Raw genomic sequence first — 15988 nt, forward strand, 5'->3', positions numbered from 1 at the left:
TCATGAAAAATTCCGTATTACACGCGGCAGCGTCGCGCTTTTACGCCGACCATGGATGGCTCCAAAGTGCACAGACTTTCAGTTTTCACGGAAATTACGATCCTCAACGCATCCAGTTTGGAGCGTTGAGGGTTTTAAACGACGATACCGTCAACGGCGGCAAAGGTTTCGGGCGGCACCCGCACGACAACATGGAAATCATTTCGATTCCGCTGGAAGGCACCCTGGAACACCAGGATAGCATGGGTAATGTGGCGGTCATCCGTCGGGGAGAAATTCAGGTCATGAGCGCTGGCACCGGTGTTTACCATACCGAATTTAACAAGGACCCGGACGAACCCGTTACATTTTTACAAATATGGTTGTATCCCAAAAAACTGAATGTGGCGCCACGCTACGACCAGATGGAATACGCTTCCGGTGACCGGCATAACCGTTTTCAGCAAATCTTGTCGCCCGACCCTAACGATGACGGAGTGTGGATCAACCAGGATGCATGGTTCCACCTGGCAGAATTTGATGCGGGTTTTGAAGCCCAATATCAGTTAAAAAAGGAGGGGAACGGCGTGTATATGTTTGTGATTGACGGGAAAGCGGAGTTGAATGGGCAGTTGCTTTCGACACGTGACGGTTACGGTTTCTGGCCCGAGTCTGCGGTGTCGGTGAAAGTGCTGGAGAAAAGTTCTCTGCTCGTGATCGAGGTTCCTGAAAAGTGGTAGAATATGAACTTGAATTGATTGGTAATATGTCGCAAATCAATATTCTGGCAGTAGCCAACCATCCCGAAATCCTGGAAACAATTATCCGGTTGATCAATCAGAACGAACTTTGGCATGGAATACCTGCCGGTTCTTTGGAAGAAGCTGAGGAATTACTGCGCTTAAATTCGGTCGATTTAGTACTTTTGGGGGTCGGTGTGGATGAGGAAACGGGCGAGAGAATCACTTCGCTTTGTCAATCCATCGACCCGAGGATAGTCTGCCTGCGCCACTTCGGCGGCGGCAGCGGGCTATTGTATTCTGAGATACGGCATGCGTTGGGCGGAGGCTAACGGCCCGTGTCTAACCGCTCGTGGCTAACCGATTAACCAAATATGTTTGAAAAAATTAACAGCTACGCTCTGAGGTGTTTGCCATTTACGCCACAAGATCTAGAATTTTTCGATTCGCTCCTCCAATTCAAAAAATACTCCAAAAAGACCTTCCTCTTACAGCAAGGGGAAGTTTGTCAGTTTGAGGCCTATATTCTCAAAGGCTGTATCCGTACCTATTTTATCGATAGTGCAGGAGCCGAGGTGACGCTGCAATTCGCCATTGAGGACTGGTGGGTAAGTGATATTACCAGTTTCCATAACCAGACCCCGAGCCATGTTTATATCGAAACGCTCGAAGACTGCGAAGTGCTCATTCTCACACCTGAAACTAAGGAGAAGCTACTGGCGACTGTCCCCGGTTTCGAACGGATGTTCCGGCTCATGGTACAGCGCAATCTCGCGCAAACGCAAGAGCGATTGTTTAGAACCATTTCTACCAGTGCCGTTGAGAAGTATCTTGATTTTCTCGCCCGGTATCCTGCCATTCCGCAGCGCGTTCCGCAGCATTACATCGCCTCGTACCTCGGTTTTTCTCCTGAATTTTTAAGCAAGGTGCGAAGAAAACTGAGCGAAAAATAGCCTACCTGAGTTAGCAAGCGGCTGATTGCCTGCATATACGGCGCAAAAACATCCACAAATCACAGACTTGACCACGTCAGGCCGCATGTAAGCGGTTTGGAACAATAATTTTTATTAATGCTGCATCACTAATCATGAATAATCATGGCAAATGCAGCAATCATAGAAACACTGAATGATCTGATCCTGATCAACAACGACCGTATCGCAGGCTACGAAAAAGCTTATGATGAAACGGATGCAGCCGACACTGACCTTCGTTCGGTTTATAACAGTCTCGCAAACCACAGCCGTGACAATGTAGCCGAACTGAGCAGCGAGGTTACCGCACTGGGCGGTGAGCCCGCCACTGGAACAATGGTATCAGGTAAATTGTACAGGGTTTGGATGGATGTCCGGGCTGCATTCAGCAGCGATGGCCGCAAAACCTCACTGGAAAATTCGGAATTCGGGGAAGATGCGGCGCAGAAAGCGTATAATTCGGCACTTGAATCCGACGAACTGACACCCGAGCTCCGTGCGCTGATTACCCGTCAGAAAGCGACGCTGAAAAGCGGCCACGATACGATCAAGCGACTTCGCGATGCAGAAAACGCTTATCATTAAAAATCAGATTACAGTTTATCAGCAAACGAGAGAGGCCGGCAAATCGCCGGCCTCTCTTTTAATTTTTACGTTTCGGTTGTCTAACCGTATCATCATGTTTCTTTCGCGTGGAATCGGCATTCAGATTAGACTGGTTGCTGGGATAGCCGAGCGAATCATCCTGATTGTCGGCGCCAACACCGATATCTTTTCTGCTCATGGCGCCACTACTGTCATTAGGCGTCGTTTCCGATCGGCTTCCCGAGCCTTCAATGGTCGTTTTACGGTTATTAGTAGTATCGCACGATGCCAGCATTGTCGAGGCGGCAAGGCTCAGCATTGTCATGTTAACTTTTAGTCGATTCATAAGGATCTTTTGTTTGTTGATAGGCCTTATGAACAAAAATGATACCCGTCATGCGCGGCCTTTCGCGTCCCAATGATCTTTGATCACTTTGCCCGCCGGATCGCGGGCGATGACCGTGGTGAATCGGTCGCCTGTGATGCGGCCATTTTCATTGCGGTGGCCGATAAAAAGCATTACAGGATTACCTTCCTTGTCCGTGCGAAAGGTAAGATCGTACTTTCCAAACTTTTTGTCGACCGTGCTTTCCGGCTCGTAACGCTTGGAAAGCTCTTTTAATAATTTATCTCCGATTTTCATCACAATTTGCTTGTTGCCGATGTTCCCGACAAGTTGTCTGATCGTCTGGGCTCTTCGCCCAGGAACTTAGTCATTCCTTATAAGTCGTAATGAGTATTTCAGAATCCGCCATCGCCTTGATCGAATGGGGCAGATGAGCATGGAAGGACATCATCTGACCGGCTGTGGTGTAAAATACCCGTCCTTCGGTTTCAACTTTCAATTCTCCGGCCAATACCTGGAATGTGAGCCATTCGTCAATCGAATGGTCATTAACGATCGCGCCCGATTTGAGTATCGCGATCACGATAGTGATTTTGTCTGATTTGTAGACGGTAATGGCGTTCCGATCATTTTTCGCCCATGATTTTTCTGATCTAAGCTGTTCAAGGTAAGTAGGAATATCGCTGAATACATATGGTGCATCCAGGATACGGTCGCCCTCCGGGCGGTTTCCGGTTGAGTGGTTGGATTTGATTTCCATGGACATGGTGAATAAGATGTTGATCAATTGGTTTTAGGACGCAGGAAAATCGTGCCATTATGATATTAGTAATTATTTTAATAAATTTTATAAAAAAATCATGTTAAAACAACCCTTCGTCCTACTTCGCCCGGAGCGGAACCGCCTTACGGGAATTGCTTTTTACCATGAAATACTTGGCTCAAATGAATGACTTTTGCCTTTTGATCACAAGATCGACCGTTGAATAAATGAAATAGTACTTTTTTTAGAGTTATTCCATTATTTTTGGGCATCACACTCTTAACTAAAATTTAGCTGTGGAATTTAATAACAGGGAAATCGGCGCTACACTTATTCTTGTCTGCATGGTAGCTTTTTGGACTTTATCGTCTATCCGCAGGCGGATCGCAGAAGAGAGAAAGAAGAAGATTCTCAAACAAGGCGTTCAGGCGAACGCTACCGTTCTGGCCATCCGGCCGACGGGCGAATACCTCAACAATCTGCCCGAGTTTCAGGTGCAGGTGCAGGTAAAACCAAAGGCTGGTAATGATTTTGTAACGGAGATGCGGGAGGTTCTTCCTTTTGCCAAATATGACTCTCTCCGCAAAGGCACGCAAGTACTCGTTAAGTATGACCCCGAATACTACAAAAGAGCGATTTTCCTCCAAATGGCAGAGACTTTGATTTAATTTCTGACTTTACTGGTTTTCATAAATAATAAAGGGCCGGAAGGCCCTTTATTATTTATGAAAACCAGTAGTACAAAAATTAAGTATGTGCATAGTGCTTCACGAGTAGGTGTGTGTAACAGCCTGTGATGTGTATAGCAGGTCAGGCTGACTGTTACAAATCAACCACCTAAAATTGACCTTCCCAAACTTGTTGAATGAGAGGCTGAACCGAATTATCAATCGGTAAATCACATGCCGATTAGCCCGTTTTACGGACTTTATGTTATTGTTAAGGGTGTTTTCGGAAGCTCGGCGGTGATACCTTTGCAATCTCAAAAAGATCTCCCATGAAGCAACTCTTTTCGCTGATTCTCGCCTTTGTTCCATTCAGGTACTCTGCCCACGTATATGCCCAGGATACGACGGTCCGTTTGATCGCCCACCGGGGTGGGGTGGTGGATAGCACGTTTACGGAAAATGGGCTGCCGGCATTGAAGGAAGCCGCCCGACAGGGCTACAAGATGGTCGAAACGGATATGCGCCTAACGGCCGACGGTGTTTTGATCGCCAACCACGATGCTGATTTCAAACGGTTTTATGGCGATCCACGCAAGGTAACGGAGACAAAATGGACGGATGCCCGCACACTGGCCAGCAAGCTGGATGGTAACCACCCAATGCTCCTCGAAGATGTATTCAGGTTTTGCGCCGAAAATAAAATGGCTGTCATGCTCGATAACAAGATCGCCGGACTGGACTCTGTCCTCTTCTCCGGGCTGGTCGCCTTGCTGGACCGCTTCCATCTTCGCGAAACAGCGATCATGATTGGAACCGACGAATCCACCGAATTTTTTACAGGAAAGGTACGGCTTAGCTGTTCCCGGAAGCAATTGGAAGGAAATATGCAAAAGCCCGGCTACCGGCCGGATCATTACTACCTGTTCGAAAGGCCGGCCAGCCTCACGCGCGAGGACGTGGCCTGGGCGCAGGAGCATAACATCCGCGTGATAGCGGCAATTAACAAATACCATTACCGCAAATCGGCCGACATGATGGCCGACGCAAAAAAAGATTGCGAGCGTATGCTGGCCTATGGCGTGACCGAATTTCAGATCGATTCGGAGTTCCGGCAATTTCTGCTGAAATAATTTTTCTCAAAAAAATGATAAACCGTTTTAGGGATTGACGGAAGTTGTTTGACTATACATACAGATCCGAGTAAAGGAGCACCCTGATGACTAAAATTCTAACCGACGAACAGCTGGTAACACAGCTCCGCGAAGGCAACAAGCGTGCTTTCGAGGAGATCTACGACCGTTACTGGTACAAACTGTTCTGCATTTCCTATCATCAGGTGGGATCGAAGGAGGAGTCGGAAGAACTGGTGCACGATATATTCGAAAGCCTGTGGAACAAGCGGTCGGATACCGAAATCCGGAACCTGGCAACGTACCTGGTGATAGCAATGAAATACCGGGTCACGAATTTTATCAAGTCACAGATTACCTGGCGGCGATATCAGGAGTACCTGATCCTCAATAAAATCCAGGAGACCTATTCAACCGACGACATCGTGCAGTTCTCGGACCTTTCGCGTGCGGTGGACGAAGTGATGCGCAAGCTTCCCGAGAAGACCAGCCGGGTGTTCCAGTTGAGCCGGTTTGAAAATCGTCCGGTAAAAGACATTGCCGAGGAGCTCCATATCTCTGAAAAAGCGGTGGAATACCATATAACCAAATCATTGAAAGCATTGAGAGAAAATCTCTGGATGTATTATTCCAGCAACTAAAACCTATACACGCCTCCGTAAATGACACCTGAAAGCTACGACCAACTGATACAAAGATATATAGCCGGGGAAACCACGGCGGAAGAGGACTTGCAGGTGGAGCAATACCTGCAAGAGAATCCCGTGCAGGACTCCGAGGTGCTGCTGGCTGAAAAAGACGAGATCGGCCAGCGTATCCGGCAGAAGCTTCTGGCCAATACGACGAGAAAGTCCGTAAAAATAGGCTGGTGGGCCGCCGCTGCCGCGTCGGTGGCGTTGCTGGCAGGCGTATTCTGGTACAATGGCCACAAACGGGCTGCTTATTTCCCGGTATTGAGTTCAATCTGGGCCTGGAACGATGATAGCGAAGGTTTTGCCGTAAGCAATACCTCGCACAAGCCCCAGCGGCTCACTTTGGAGGATGGAAGCGTGGTAATCCTGCAACCCAACAGCCGGATCAGCTATCCCGAGCATTTCGGAGAACGGAAAAGAACAGTCTACCTGCACGGTGAGGCCTTTTTTCAAGTAAAAAGAGATGTGACCAAGCCGTTTATCGTTTCGACGGAAAATCTGGCTACACAGGTTCTGGGGACGAGTTTCAATGTGAAGTCTTACGATGGAGCCGGCTCGATCGAGGTGCAGGTGGCTACCGGACGTGTTTCCGTTTATGAAAATTCCGGCAGTAAGACGGCCAGCAAGAACGGCTTCATACTGACGCCTAACCAGAAGGTGATATTCGATAAGGAATCGCGGAAAATGGAACTGGGCATTGTGAAGAATCCGGTGGCCGTCAAACCGGCCGAGACCGGCACGCGGTTTGAGTTTGCCGAAATACCTGCAATGGATGTGCTGGCATTGCTGGAAAAGACCTACGGAATTGATATTGTCGTCGAGGGCGACGTCCTGAGGAATTGCCTCTTCACGGGCGACCTTAACGAACTACCGATGTTCGATCAGCTCGACCTGATCTGTAAGGCCGTGAATGCAGAATATGAGCGCCGCGGTGCTTCGCTGTTTATTTCGGGTGAAGGGTGCGGCAATTAAGGAATGAAAGAAAGTAAGTTTTATAAAATGCCGGCCATGCGCTAACATGTCCGGCCGTTTTGAATACCCTTCCTGGCAGAAGGATACTGTTTGTTTTTGAGTTGTTCAGTTCACAAAAACCTTTAAAATTATGCATAAAAAAATACCCTACAAAAGGGTTGTTTACAAAGTCATGAGTACTAGCGCTAAACAACTTTTGCTTGCTTTGATATGCTGCGGAATATCGATGGCACACGGCGTTTATAGCCAGGAGTTGCTGAATAAAGAGATTTCGCTAAAAGTCGAATCGTTGGAAATCAGGCAGGTATTGCGTCAAATTGAAAAACAGGCCGACGTCAAATTCGTATACAGCTCGGGCAGTATCCAGGGCAGGAGCACAGTGGCGGCAAAGCAGCTTCAGGGGTCACTGAACCGTGTACTCGATCAGCTGCTCACACCGCTCAATGTCTCCTACGAGGTAGTGGGCAATTCGAGGATATTACTCAGAAAAAAGAACGACCCGCAAAGCGCAGCGCCCTTTAGCGCCAGAACAGCGGGCATCATAGCCGATCGGACGATTACCGGGAAGGTAGTGGACGAGAAAGGCGACGGCTTGCCGGGCGTGAATATTCTCATTGTAGGCAGCCAGCAAGGCACCACATCTGATCAGAACGGTCAGTACCAACTCAATGTGCCGGATAATGGCGCCACACTCCGCTTTTCCTTCATCGGGTATGTCAGCCAGGATGCGGTGGTCGCCAACAACTCCGTCATCAACATCACGATGGCTCCCGATGTGAGCGCGTTGAAAGAAGTGGTGGTAGTTGGGTACGGAACGCAGGAAAAGAAGGATGTAACGGGTGCGGTATCTTCTGTAAAAGGTTCTGATTTTCAGAATCTCCCATCGGGAGGGGCGCAGCAGGCGTTACAGGGTCGTGCGGCGGGTGTGAACGTGATCCGTAACGGCGGTGCACCGGGCGATGCAGGTACGATCCAGATCCGTGGTTTCGGAACAGTGAACAATGCCGACCCGCTGGTGGTGATCGACGGCGTTCCTGCCGGTTCTATGAACGACGTGAACCCGAACGATATCGAGTCCATTGAAATCCTGAAAGATGCATCTGCATCCGCTATTTACGGAACACGTGCGGCAAACGGCGTAGTGATCATCACTACCAAGCGTGGCACTTTCGATAAGCCGATTAGTGTAACATTGAATGGCTATGCGGGTATCAGCAACCGCATTAAAACCCTTGATATGCTGGAAGCGCCCGACCTGGCGGCGCTGAAACGCGAAGCTTATAAGAACGACGGCTTACCCGTGCCACCGATTTGGGAAGATGCCCAGTACCAAACCCAGAAAACCAACTGGCAGGATGCATTGCTCAAGCAAGGGGTTACCCAAAATTACGACGCAGCGATCCGCGGGGGCGGCAAGTATTCGTCATTCTCGATTTCGGGTGGTTATTATAATGAAAAAGGTATTATCGGCAAGTCCTATTACAAACGGTATACATTCCGCGTCAACTCGGATCACAAGATCGGTTCGAGGCTGAAAATAGGGCAGAACCTGCAATTCACGAACACGCATAATACGGCGCCGAATACGACTTCCTCGCAAACCGGTTTGCTTTGGAGCGCCATTCGTTTTCATCCGGGCCTCCCGATCCGCAATGCCGATGGTTCTTACAGTTCAACCAAGGGCATAGGAGCGTTCGGGGATATTAACAACCCCATTTTCACGGTCGATACGCAGGATCAGAATAATATCCGCAACCGCATTCTGGGTAGCCTCACCGGCGAGCTGGAACTGTTGAAAGACCTGAAACTGCGCGCCAACCTGGCTATGGATGCGACATTTTCGGAAAGCACAAATTTTGACGTAAAAATCAACGATCAGTTCCGTACCAATTCTTACAATCAGCTGGACCTGACGCATGGCAAATACTGGTCGTTTTTGCAGGAATATTTCCTTTCGTATGACAAGAAAGTCGGTGCGCACAGCCTGAACCTTGTCGGTGGTTACACTTCTCAGACGTTCAACAGCATCTCATCCAAGCAACGCGGCCGCGATTTTGCGAGCGAGGACCCTACGCTGCGCTATCTGCAATATGCGGGAACAATCGTATCGGTGGCGGGAGAAGACGGTAACCGCAGCTACGACGCGCTGGCTTCGTGGTTCGGTCGTGCCAATTACTCGCTTATGGATCGCTACCTGCTAACGGCCACATTCCGTGCAGATGGTTCTTCCAAATTCGCGCCTGGCAATCGCTGGGGCTATTTCCCGGCATTCTCGTTGGGATGGAGATTGTCAGAAGAAGATTTTTTCAAGAATGCATTGCCGGTGTTCAGTAACTTCAAGCTGACGGGCGGCTGGGGCCAGCTGGGTAACCAGAATGTAAATTCATTGCAATATCTGGCCCTGATCAACTCGTCGTACCGCTATGCATTGGGTGCAGGCGGCACACAAAACCCGGTCTCGGGTGCCGCGCAAAGCCGTCTGGCGAACCTGCAAATAGGTTGGGAAACGGCCGAAATGAGCAATTTCGGTGTGGAAGCGGGGCTTTGGAAGAATGCATTGTATTTGTCAGTCAATTATTTCATCAAGGATACCAAGAAAATGCTGCTGGCGCCGCCGTCTATCGGAACGATTGGTACTTCTATTATTCCCGACCAGAATATCGGTCAGCTGCGCAACAAGGGTGTGGAAATCGAGGCGTCATACCGTCATTCATTCGGCGATCTGACCCTGAATCTGAGTGGTAACGCAACATTGATTAAAAACCGCATTACAAAACTCGCCACCCCGGGCGGCTTCCTCGCTTCGCAGCTGTACGGCCGCGGCCAGCAGGAGATCGTGCGTACGTATGAGAACAATCCTTATGGTACGTTCTACGGCTATAAAACCAACGGCCTCTACCAAAGCCAGGCTGAAATCGATGGCGACCCTAACATTGCCAACGATTCGCGCAAAACCAATGGACAGATTCACCCGGGCGATGTCCGCTTCCTGGATTTGAACGGCGACGGCATTGTTGACGACAAGGACCGGACCATCATCGGAAGCCCTCAGCCGAAAATCAACTATGGTTTGAATGCGGGGTTGAACTACAAAGGATTTGATTTTAACCTGTTCTTCGTAGGTGTTGGCGGCGTTTCGATCTTCAACGCCGACCGTATGCAGGGCCTGGACGCGAGCTATTCGTTCAATTTGTATCAAGAGGCTGGCGAGCGCTGGAATGGCGCCGGTACCAGCAACACCGTGCCGCGCCTGAGTATCGACAACCCGAACCGCAACTTCCGTCCTTCAGATCTCTTTATCGAGAAAGGGGATTTCTTCCGTCTGAAAAACTTCACATTAGGCTACACCATCCCTAAAACTGTGATCGAGAAAGTGAAATTGACCCAGGCAAGGATTTACGTTACCGGACAGAACGTGTTTACGCTGACCAAATACACCGGTCTGAACCCCGAGCTGGGGTATGTAGGCGGAGACAAGGCAGCAGGATTGTACAATCAGCTGAATGTTGACTACGCGCAGTATCCGCAGGCACGTACCTGGACGATCGGCGCAACTTTGTCCTTTTAATCAACCCACACCAGCTCTCAAAGAGAACACGATATGAAAAAGATATATGTAATGGCCGGATGGCTTTTCCTGATGGCCGCAACCAGTTGTAACGACGACCTGCTCGACAGCACGCCATACGGACAGGTTACCTCCCAGCAGTTCTGGCGCAATGGCGACGACGTGGTGGCTGCTACCAACGCCATTTACGCTCCGCTGCTGAACGAAGACGGTTTTGCCCACACGGAGTATACTTTCGATAACTGCTCGGACGATATGAACCGAGCCGGCGACCACTCTGACGAGACTTCCCTCGAAATGTTCACTTTCGACGCGGCCAACTCGCACATTCTCGCGACCTGGTCGACCAAATATGAGGTGATTTCCCGTGCGAATGCGGTGCTGATTAACGCCCCGAAAGTGACGATGGACGAGGCATTGCGTAACCGCAGTTTGGGCGAGGCGTATTTCCTTCGTGGATTTGTATACTGGCGGCTTTCGCTGATTTACGGCGAAGTGCCTATCATTCTCGAAGAAGATGCGCTGAACAATAATTATAACAAACCGAAAGCAACTCTTGCCGAGGTACGCGCCCAGGCTGAATCGGATTTCCAGAAGGCGGCTGCGCTGCTACCGGTAAGCTATGACGATGCGCAGTCGGGCCGCGTAACGCAGGGCTCGGCGAACGGGTTTTTGACCAAATTGTATGTGTACCAGGAAAACTGGGCGAAGGCAATCGAATCGGGACAGAAAGTGATTGGAAATGCCGCTTACAAACTCGCAACCAACTACGACGAAAACTTCCAGCTCACGACCGAGAACAACCCTGAGATCCTGTTTTCATTACAATATGAAACCGGCTGGACGACCGACAACTCACCGACCTTCTACCACACGCCGCAGGCATTCGGTGGATGGGGCTTCCACGAGCCGATCGAAGACCTCGTGCAGGAGTTCGAAAAAGGCGACCCTCGCCGCTCTTACTCCATTTATAGTCCCGGTGACAAGGTTAACCGCGGTTCGGCGGGAACGACAACTTTCGCGGCGAATATGACCCGCGTAACCGGCTACTCGTTCCGTAAATACACCAGTTTTACCGATGCCGGCGACATGAGCCAAAGCCTGAACGCCCCTTTCCTGCGCTCGGCGGACGTGTATCTGCTCGTGGCTGAGGCGAAAATTCGTTCTGGTCAAAGTGGCGATACCGAATTGAATGCAGTGCGGAAACGTGCGGGGCTAGCCGCTAAAACCGGTGCGAAAATGGCCGATATCATGCACGAGCGCCGCGTGGAACTGGCCGGTGAAAACGAGCGTCACCAGGATCTGATGCGCTGGGATAAAGCCGGACTGATCGACATCGCAGCACATTATAAAATCGCCCGCGGGCCGTTCAAGCCAAGCCGCAATTTTATCAAACCTAAACACTATTATTTCCCCCTTCCCCAGCGCGAGGTGGATTTGAGTAATGGGGTTTTGAAGCAGAATAGTAATTATTAATGATTGAATGATTGAATGATTGAATGATTGAATGATTGAATGATTGAATGATTGAATGATTGAATGATTGAAAGAAAAATACTCGGTCATTCAGTCATTCAGTCATTCAAAATTAGAAACACAATGCGTCTAACCCGAATCCTACTTACCATCCTCCTCGCATCCTGCCAGACCCGCGAGCGTGCGCTTGAAGGCGTATGGCGGACGGATTCGATCCGTAACTTTGTGAATGGGTTCAGTTTTACCAATAATGCATTCGACGAGCATTGGTCGACGTTCGAGTATGGCGCCGATGGCGTAATGACCGAGCGAAAAAAGGAGAAGTTTAAAACTTACCGTTACCAGCTTCCGACCGCTGATTCGCTTGTTTATACCGATTCGACGGGCCATCGGCTGAGCGGGTTTCAGATTGTGAAATTGTCGGATGAGCATTTGATATTGAAAAAGGCGCAGAAGCCTTACCTTCCCGGAAAAAATCAGGAGCTGTATGAAGTCCGGTTTTTTACTAAAATCCACGCCGCATCTACCGCAGGGTCACAGTAATTACATTCGCCCATGATCCGCCCGCTATCCCTGTTTGTTTGTATTGCCTGGCTTATTGGAGCCTGTACTTCCGGCAAAGACGATCAAAAGCTGTTCGAACTGCTTTCTCCGGACGAAACCGGTGTTCATTTCAATAACCGGCTCCATGAGGACGACCAGCTCAACATTCTCACCTACGAATATTTTTACAATGGCGGCGGGGTAGGTGCAGGCGATATCAACAACGATGGACTTACCGACTTGTTTTTCACCGGCAATATGACCGAGAGCAGGTTGTACATCAACAAGAGTAAAGACCAGCGAATTGAATTTGAGGATATTACCGCAACATCGGGCATTGAAGTTCCCGAAGGCTGGGCCCGGGGCGTAGCGATGGTGGATATCAATGCGGACGGCTTTCTGGATATTTACGTTTGCCGCGCGGGACCTGCGCAGGCAGGCAAACTATCGAACCTGCTCTTCATCAATCAGAAAAACAACACATTTAAGGAGGAAGCCAGCGCTTATGGGTTGGATTACAGCGGCAACACCACGCAAGCCGCATTCTTCGATTACGATCACGATGGCGACCTGGATGCCTACCTCGCCACAAATGTGATGAACATGCGCGGGCCGAACAACATCCGCGCGAAGGTAAGCGACGGCTCGTCAGCCAATGCCGACCGCCTTTTTCGTAACAATGGAAACGGCACGTTTACCGACATTTCGAGGGAAGCAGGCATTCTGGAAGAAGGGTACGGACTGGGTATTGCAGTTACCGATGTGAACAACGACGGTTGGCCGGATGTCTACATTTCAAATGATTACGTTTCCAACGACCTGCTCTACATCAACCAGCAGAACGGTACATTTAAAAATGAAATAGCTGCTTATTTCAAACACCAAAGCTACTCAGCGATGGGAAACGACGCGGCGGATATCGATAACGATGGGCTCATCGACTTCATCACAGTGGATATGCTGCCCGAAGATCCGGTCCGCCGCAAGAATATGTTCGGGCTGATGAACTATGACCGGCATTTGTCGGAACTGCGCATGGGTTATGAGCCGCAATTCATGCGAAATACACTGCAGCACAACGAGGGCAAAGTTCCGGGACGAAGCCAGCCTGCATTCAGTGAAATAGGGCGGTATGCCGGCGTGGAAGCCACCGATTGGAGCTGGGGGGCGTTGTTTGCTGACTATGATAACGACGGTTTCCGCGACCTGATGATCACTAATGGCTATCCTAAGGACATTACCAATCGGGATTTCGTGATTTACCGCATGGCCGAGTACGAAATGCAGATGCGTTCGGGTAGTGGTGACAGCCGCAAGTTAGCCGATGCATTGAAGAAAGTCGAAGGTGCGCACGTGCCTAACTACCTTTTTTCCAATAATCACGACCTTACATTCACCAACAAATCAGCCGATTGGGGCTTTGATATTCCCTCATTTTCGAATGGCGCCGTTTATGCCGACTTCGACAACGATGGTGACCTGGATGTAGCGATGAATAACATCGACCGCGAAGCGTTTTTGTATGAAAACCATTCGGAGCGGAAACCCGAACAACATTCATTGACAGTCAAACTGAAAGGCCCCGCCCTGAATCGCGATGGTTTTGGAGCGAAAATCTGGCTTTGGACTGCCAAAGGGAAGCAGTATGCTGAGCATTCGCCTTACCGCGGCTACCAGTCGGCGACGGAACCGAACCGTGAACATTTCGGACTTGGTAATGTTCTGCAAATGGATAGCCTGATGATCATCTGGCCCGATTCGAAGATTCAGGTGTTGAAAAATGTAAAGGCTGACCAGATCCTCGAACTGGATCACGCAAATGGCAACGCATCCGTAAATCGTCCGGCGGCGGAGGCAAGCCGTTCTCTATTCGCAGCATTGCAAAACAGCGGCATTGATTTTCGGCACAAAGATGATCTCTACATTGATTTCAAAATACAGCCGCTGTTACCCCATTTGCTATCCCAAAGCGGCCCCGGCATTGCGGTGGCAGATGTGAATGGCGATGGCCTCGACGATTTTTATGTGGGTGGAGCATTTAACCAGTCAGGTCGTATTTTTGTGCAGAGCAAACGACAACACTTCACTTCGAAAACGCTGATAACCGGCCAGAAGTATGAGGAGGATATGGGCACGCTTTTCTTCGATGCGGATGGAGATGGTGACCAGGATTTGTATGTTGTGAGCGGCAGCAATGAGTTTGAAGCCGGTTCCCGTTACTACCAGGACAGGCTTTACATTAATGACGGAAAAGGTAATTTTAAGCTAAATGCGGAGGCACTACCACCACTCTTTGCCAGCGGTTCCACAGTAAATGCAGCTGATTTTGACCGCGACGGCGACCTCGATCTTTTTGTGGGCGGCAGACTTTCTCCCGGTGCATATCCGGTACCCGGCGAAAGTTACTTATTGCGGAACGACGGAGGCAAGTTTGCGGAAGTAACACAGCAGATTTGTCCTGAAATCCAAAGTATTGGAATGGTAAACACTGCATTGTGGACCGATTTCGACCGGGACGGCTGGGTCGATCTCATCGTCGCTGGCGAATGGATGCCTATTGTTTTCTATAAAAATAATCAGGGCAAACTGATCAACGCGAGCGCGCATACTGGCCTGACAAACACGACGGGCTGGTGGAACAGCATCGTTTCCGGCGATTTCGATGAGGATGGGGATACCGACTATGTGCTGGGCAATGTGGGGTTGAACAGTGAAGGAAAGCCCTCTATTGACAAACCTCTGACATTACTGGCCAAGGATTTCGACAAAAGCGGGACGATGGATCCGGTAATGGTCCGCTACATCGGCAACGACTTGTATCCTGCGCACCCGCGCGACGAAATGACAAGCCAGATGAACTTCCTCAAAAAGCGCTTCGTCTATTACGCCGACTACTCCAAAGCCAAAATCACGGACATTTTCAAACCCGAAGAACTGAAAGGCGCCCGTAAACTGGTTTGTGAAGCCATGCAATCGGTCATGCTCGAAAACAAGGGAGGCGGAAAGTTTGCATGGAGAAACCTGCCATCGGCAGCCCAAATGGGTCCTGTATATGGTCTGCTCGCAGAAGATTTCGACCACGACGGTCATCTGGATCTGTTGCTATCGGGCAACAGCCATGCTACTGAGTCAATCAGTGGCCGGCTGGACGGATTGAACGGACTTCTCATGCTGGGTAATGGCAAAGGCGGCTTCAAACCGTTAACAGCCGCGCAGAGCGGTGTTTTCGTCCCCGGCGATGCCAAGGGAATGGCGCATTTACAATTAGGTGATGGCAGCTCGCTCGTCCTCGCCGCGCAAAACAATGCGCCTTTGTTGGCGTTTGCAGCTGGGACAGGGGAGAAAATGGTTTACATTAAGCCAGTTTCTCAGGATGCTATCCTGATTGCAACCTATGCGGATGGCCGTTCGAAGCGTTTTGAATTAGCATATGGTTCGGGATATTTATCACAGTCGAGCCGAATTGCAACCTTGCCGCGTGATGGATTGAAGAAGGTTGTGTTGATCGATTTCAGCGGACGTTCGCGCGAGATTGCATTTTAGATAACCTAA

At 49.8% G+C, this 15988-nt stretch carries 15 protein-coding genes; 12 read left to right on the forward strand and 3 right to left on the reverse strand.

The genetic code is table 11. The features are described 5' to 3' along the window. The first annotated feature begins 2 nt into the window (after window positions 1-2). From ACQ4MZ_RS15440 to ACQ4MZ_RS15455, 4 genes are all read left to right on the forward strand, one after another. Window positions 3-719 carry a pirin family protein gene (locus ACQ4MZ_RS15440; RefSeq protein WP_430845970.1) on the forward strand — a complete coding sequence of 239 codons (717 nt, stop codon included), beginning with the start codon at window positions 3-5 and terminating at the stop codon, window positions 717-719. Window positions 720-745: 26 nt separating this feature from the next. After that, on the forward strand, window positions 746-1051 hold the full coding sequence (locus ACQ4MZ_RS15445; RefSeq protein ID WP_430845971.1) for a response regulator receiver protein: 306 nt from the start codon (window positions 746-748) through the stop codon (window positions 1049-1051). A 42-nt stretch (window positions 1052-1093) separates the two neighbouring features. Next, window positions 1094-1672, forward strand: a complete 579-nt coding sequence (locus ACQ4MZ_RS15450) for a Crp/Fnr family transcriptional regulator (protein ID WP_430845972.1) — start codon at window positions 1094-1096, stop codon at window positions 1670-1672. Window positions 1673-1816: 144 nt separating this feature from the next. Continuing rightward, the gene (locus tag ACQ4MZ_RS15455; protein ID WP_430845973.1) at window positions 1817-2278 is read left to right on the forward strand and encodes a PA2169 family four-helix-bundle protein; all 462 of its coding nucleotides are present in this window, start codon (window positions 1817-1819) and stop codon (window positions 2276-2278) included. A 58-nt stretch (window positions 2279-2336) separates the two neighbouring features. Here the strand turns inward: ACQ4MZ_RS15455 and ACQ4MZ_RS15460 are convergent, their stop codons facing one another. The 3 genes from ACQ4MZ_RS15460 to ACQ4MZ_RS15470 form a co-directional block, all read right to left on the reverse strand. Next, complete coding sequence (locus ACQ4MZ_RS15460) at window positions 2337-2624, reverse strand: hypothetical protein (protein ID WP_430845974.1); 288 nt, start codon at window positions 2622-2624, stop codon at window positions 2337-2339. 48 nt (window positions 2625-2672) lie between these two features. Beyond that, on the reverse strand, window positions 2673-2921 hold the full coding sequence (locus tag ACQ4MZ_RS15465; RefSeq protein ID WP_430845975.1) for a hypothetical protein: 249 nt from the start codon (window positions 2919-2921) through the stop codon (window positions 2673-2675). A 70-nt stretch (window positions 2922-2991) separates the two neighbouring features. After that, window positions 2992-3390: a hypothetical protein gene (locus ACQ4MZ_RS15470; RefSeq protein ID WP_430845976.1), complete on the reverse strand. Its 399-nt coding sequence runs from the start codon at window positions 3388-3390 to the stop codon at window positions 2992-2994. A gap of 293 nt (window positions 3391-3683) precedes the next feature. On the opposite strand from ACQ4MZ_RS15470, the gene ACQ4MZ_RS15475 reads away from it, so the two are divergent. The 8 genes from ACQ4MZ_RS15475 (at window position 3684) to ACQ4MZ_RS15510 (ending at window position 15979) form a co-directional block, all read left to right on the forward strand. Further along, window positions 3684-4055 (forward strand): hypothetical protein, encoded by a 372-nt coding sequence (locus ACQ4MZ_RS15475; protein WP_430845977.1) that lies wholly within the window; start codon window positions 3684-3686, stop codon window positions 4053-4055. A gap of 329 nt (window positions 4056-4384) precedes the next feature. Then, window positions 4385-5185, forward strand: coding sequence for a glycerophosphodiester phosphodiesterase (locus ACQ4MZ_RS15480; protein WP_430845978.1), 801 nt, complete (start codon window positions 4385-4387; stop codon window positions 5183-5185). Window positions 5186-5271: 86 nt separating this feature from the next. Then, window positions 5272-5826, forward strand: a complete 555-nt coding sequence (locus tag ACQ4MZ_RS15485) for an RNA polymerase sigma factor (protein WP_430845979.1) — start codon at window positions 5272-5274, stop codon at window positions 5824-5826. A 21-nt stretch (window positions 5827-5847) separates the two neighbouring features. After that, the gene (locus tag ACQ4MZ_RS15490; RefSeq protein WP_430845980.1) at window positions 5848-6849 is read left to right on the forward strand and encodes a FecR family protein; all 1002 of its coding nucleotides are present in this window, start codon (window positions 5848-5850) and stop codon (window positions 6847-6849) included. 130 nt (window positions 6850-6979) lie between these two features. Then, entirely contained in the window at window positions 6980-10417 is a 3438-nt protein-coding gene (locus ACQ4MZ_RS15495; RefSeq protein ID WP_430845981.1) for a TonB-dependent receptor, read from the forward strand. A gap of 33 nt (window positions 10418-10450) precedes the next feature. Further along, complete coding sequence (locus ACQ4MZ_RS15500) at window positions 10451-11893, forward strand: RagB/SusD family nutrient uptake outer membrane protein (RefSeq protein ID WP_430845982.1); 1443 nt, start codon at window positions 10451-10453, stop codon at window positions 11891-11893. A gap of 123 nt (window positions 11894-12016) precedes the next feature. Then, a complete protein-coding gene (locus ACQ4MZ_RS15505; RefSeq protein WP_430845983.1) occupies window positions 12017-12436 on the forward strand; it encodes a hypothetical protein in 420 nt (139 codons plus the stop codon). Between the two features lie 12 nt (window positions 12437-12448). Next, on the forward strand, window positions 12449-15979 hold the full coding sequence (locus ACQ4MZ_RS15510) for a VCBS repeat-containing protein (protein WP_430845984.1): 3531 nt from the start codon (window positions 12449-12451) through the stop codon (window positions 15977-15979). Window positions 15980-15988 lie beyond the last annotated feature (9 nt).

Origin of the sequence: Dyadobacter sp. BHUBP1, assembly GCF_050587785.1 — a bacterium.
In the GTDB taxonomy this organism is placed as follows: Bacteria; Bacteroidota; Bacteroidia; order Cytophagales; family Spirosomataceae; genus Dyadobacter.

Coding starts and splice junctions, on each gene's coding strand:
- ACQ4MZ_RS15485 (WP_430845979.1), top strand. CDS start 5,272: ATGACTAAAATTCTAACCGACGAACAGCTGGTAACACAGCTCCGCGAA.
- ACQ4MZ_RS15480 (WP_430845978.1), top strand. CDS start 4,385: ATGAAGCAACTCTTTTCGCTGATTCTCGCCTTTGTTCCATTCAGGTAC.
- ACQ4MZ_RS15470 (WP_430845976.1), bottom strand. CDS start 3,390: ATGTCCATGGAAATCAAATCCAACCACTCAACCGGAAACCGCCCGGAG.
- ACQ4MZ_RS15465 (WP_430845975.1), bottom strand. CDS start 2,921: ATGAAAATCGGAGATAAATTATTAAAAGAGCTTTCCAAGCGTTACGAG.
- ACQ4MZ_RS15450 (WP_430845972.1), top strand. CDS start 1,094: ATGTTTGAAAAAATTAACAGCTACGCTCTGAGGTGTTTGCCATTTACG.
- ACQ4MZ_RS15505 (WP_430845983.1), top strand. CDS start 12,017: ATGCGTCTAACCCGAATCCTACTTACCATCCTCCTCGCATCCTGCCAG.
- ACQ4MZ_RS15495 (WP_430845981.1), top strand. CDS start 6,980: ATGCATAAAAAAATACCCTACAAAAGGGTTGTTTACAAAGTCATGAGT.
- ACQ4MZ_RS15500 (WP_430845982.1), top strand. CDS start 10,451: ATGAAAAAGATATATGTAATGGCCGGATGGCTTTTCCTGATGGCCGCA.
- ACQ4MZ_RS15510 (WP_430845984.1), top strand. CDS start 12,449: ATGATCCGCCCGCTATCCCTGTTTGTTTGTATTGCCTGGCTTATTGGA.
- ACQ4MZ_RS15440 (WP_430845970.1), top strand. CDS start 3: ATGAAAAATTCCGTATTACACGCGGCAGCGTCGCGCTTTTACGCCGAC.
- ACQ4MZ_RS15445 (WP_430845971.1), top strand. CDS start 746: ATGTCGCAAATCAATATTCTGGCAGTAGCCAACCATCCCGAAATCCTG.
- ACQ4MZ_RS15460 (WP_430845974.1), bottom strand. CDS start 2,624: ATGAATCGACTAAAAGTTAACATGACAATGCTGAGCCTTGCCGCCTCG.
- ACQ4MZ_RS15490 (WP_430845980.1), top strand. CDS start 5,848: ATGACACCTGAAAGCTACGACCAACTGATACAAAGATATATAGCCGGG.
- ACQ4MZ_RS15455 (WP_430845973.1), top strand. CDS start 1,817: ATGGCAAATGCAGCAATCATAGAAACACTGAATGATCTGATCCTGATC.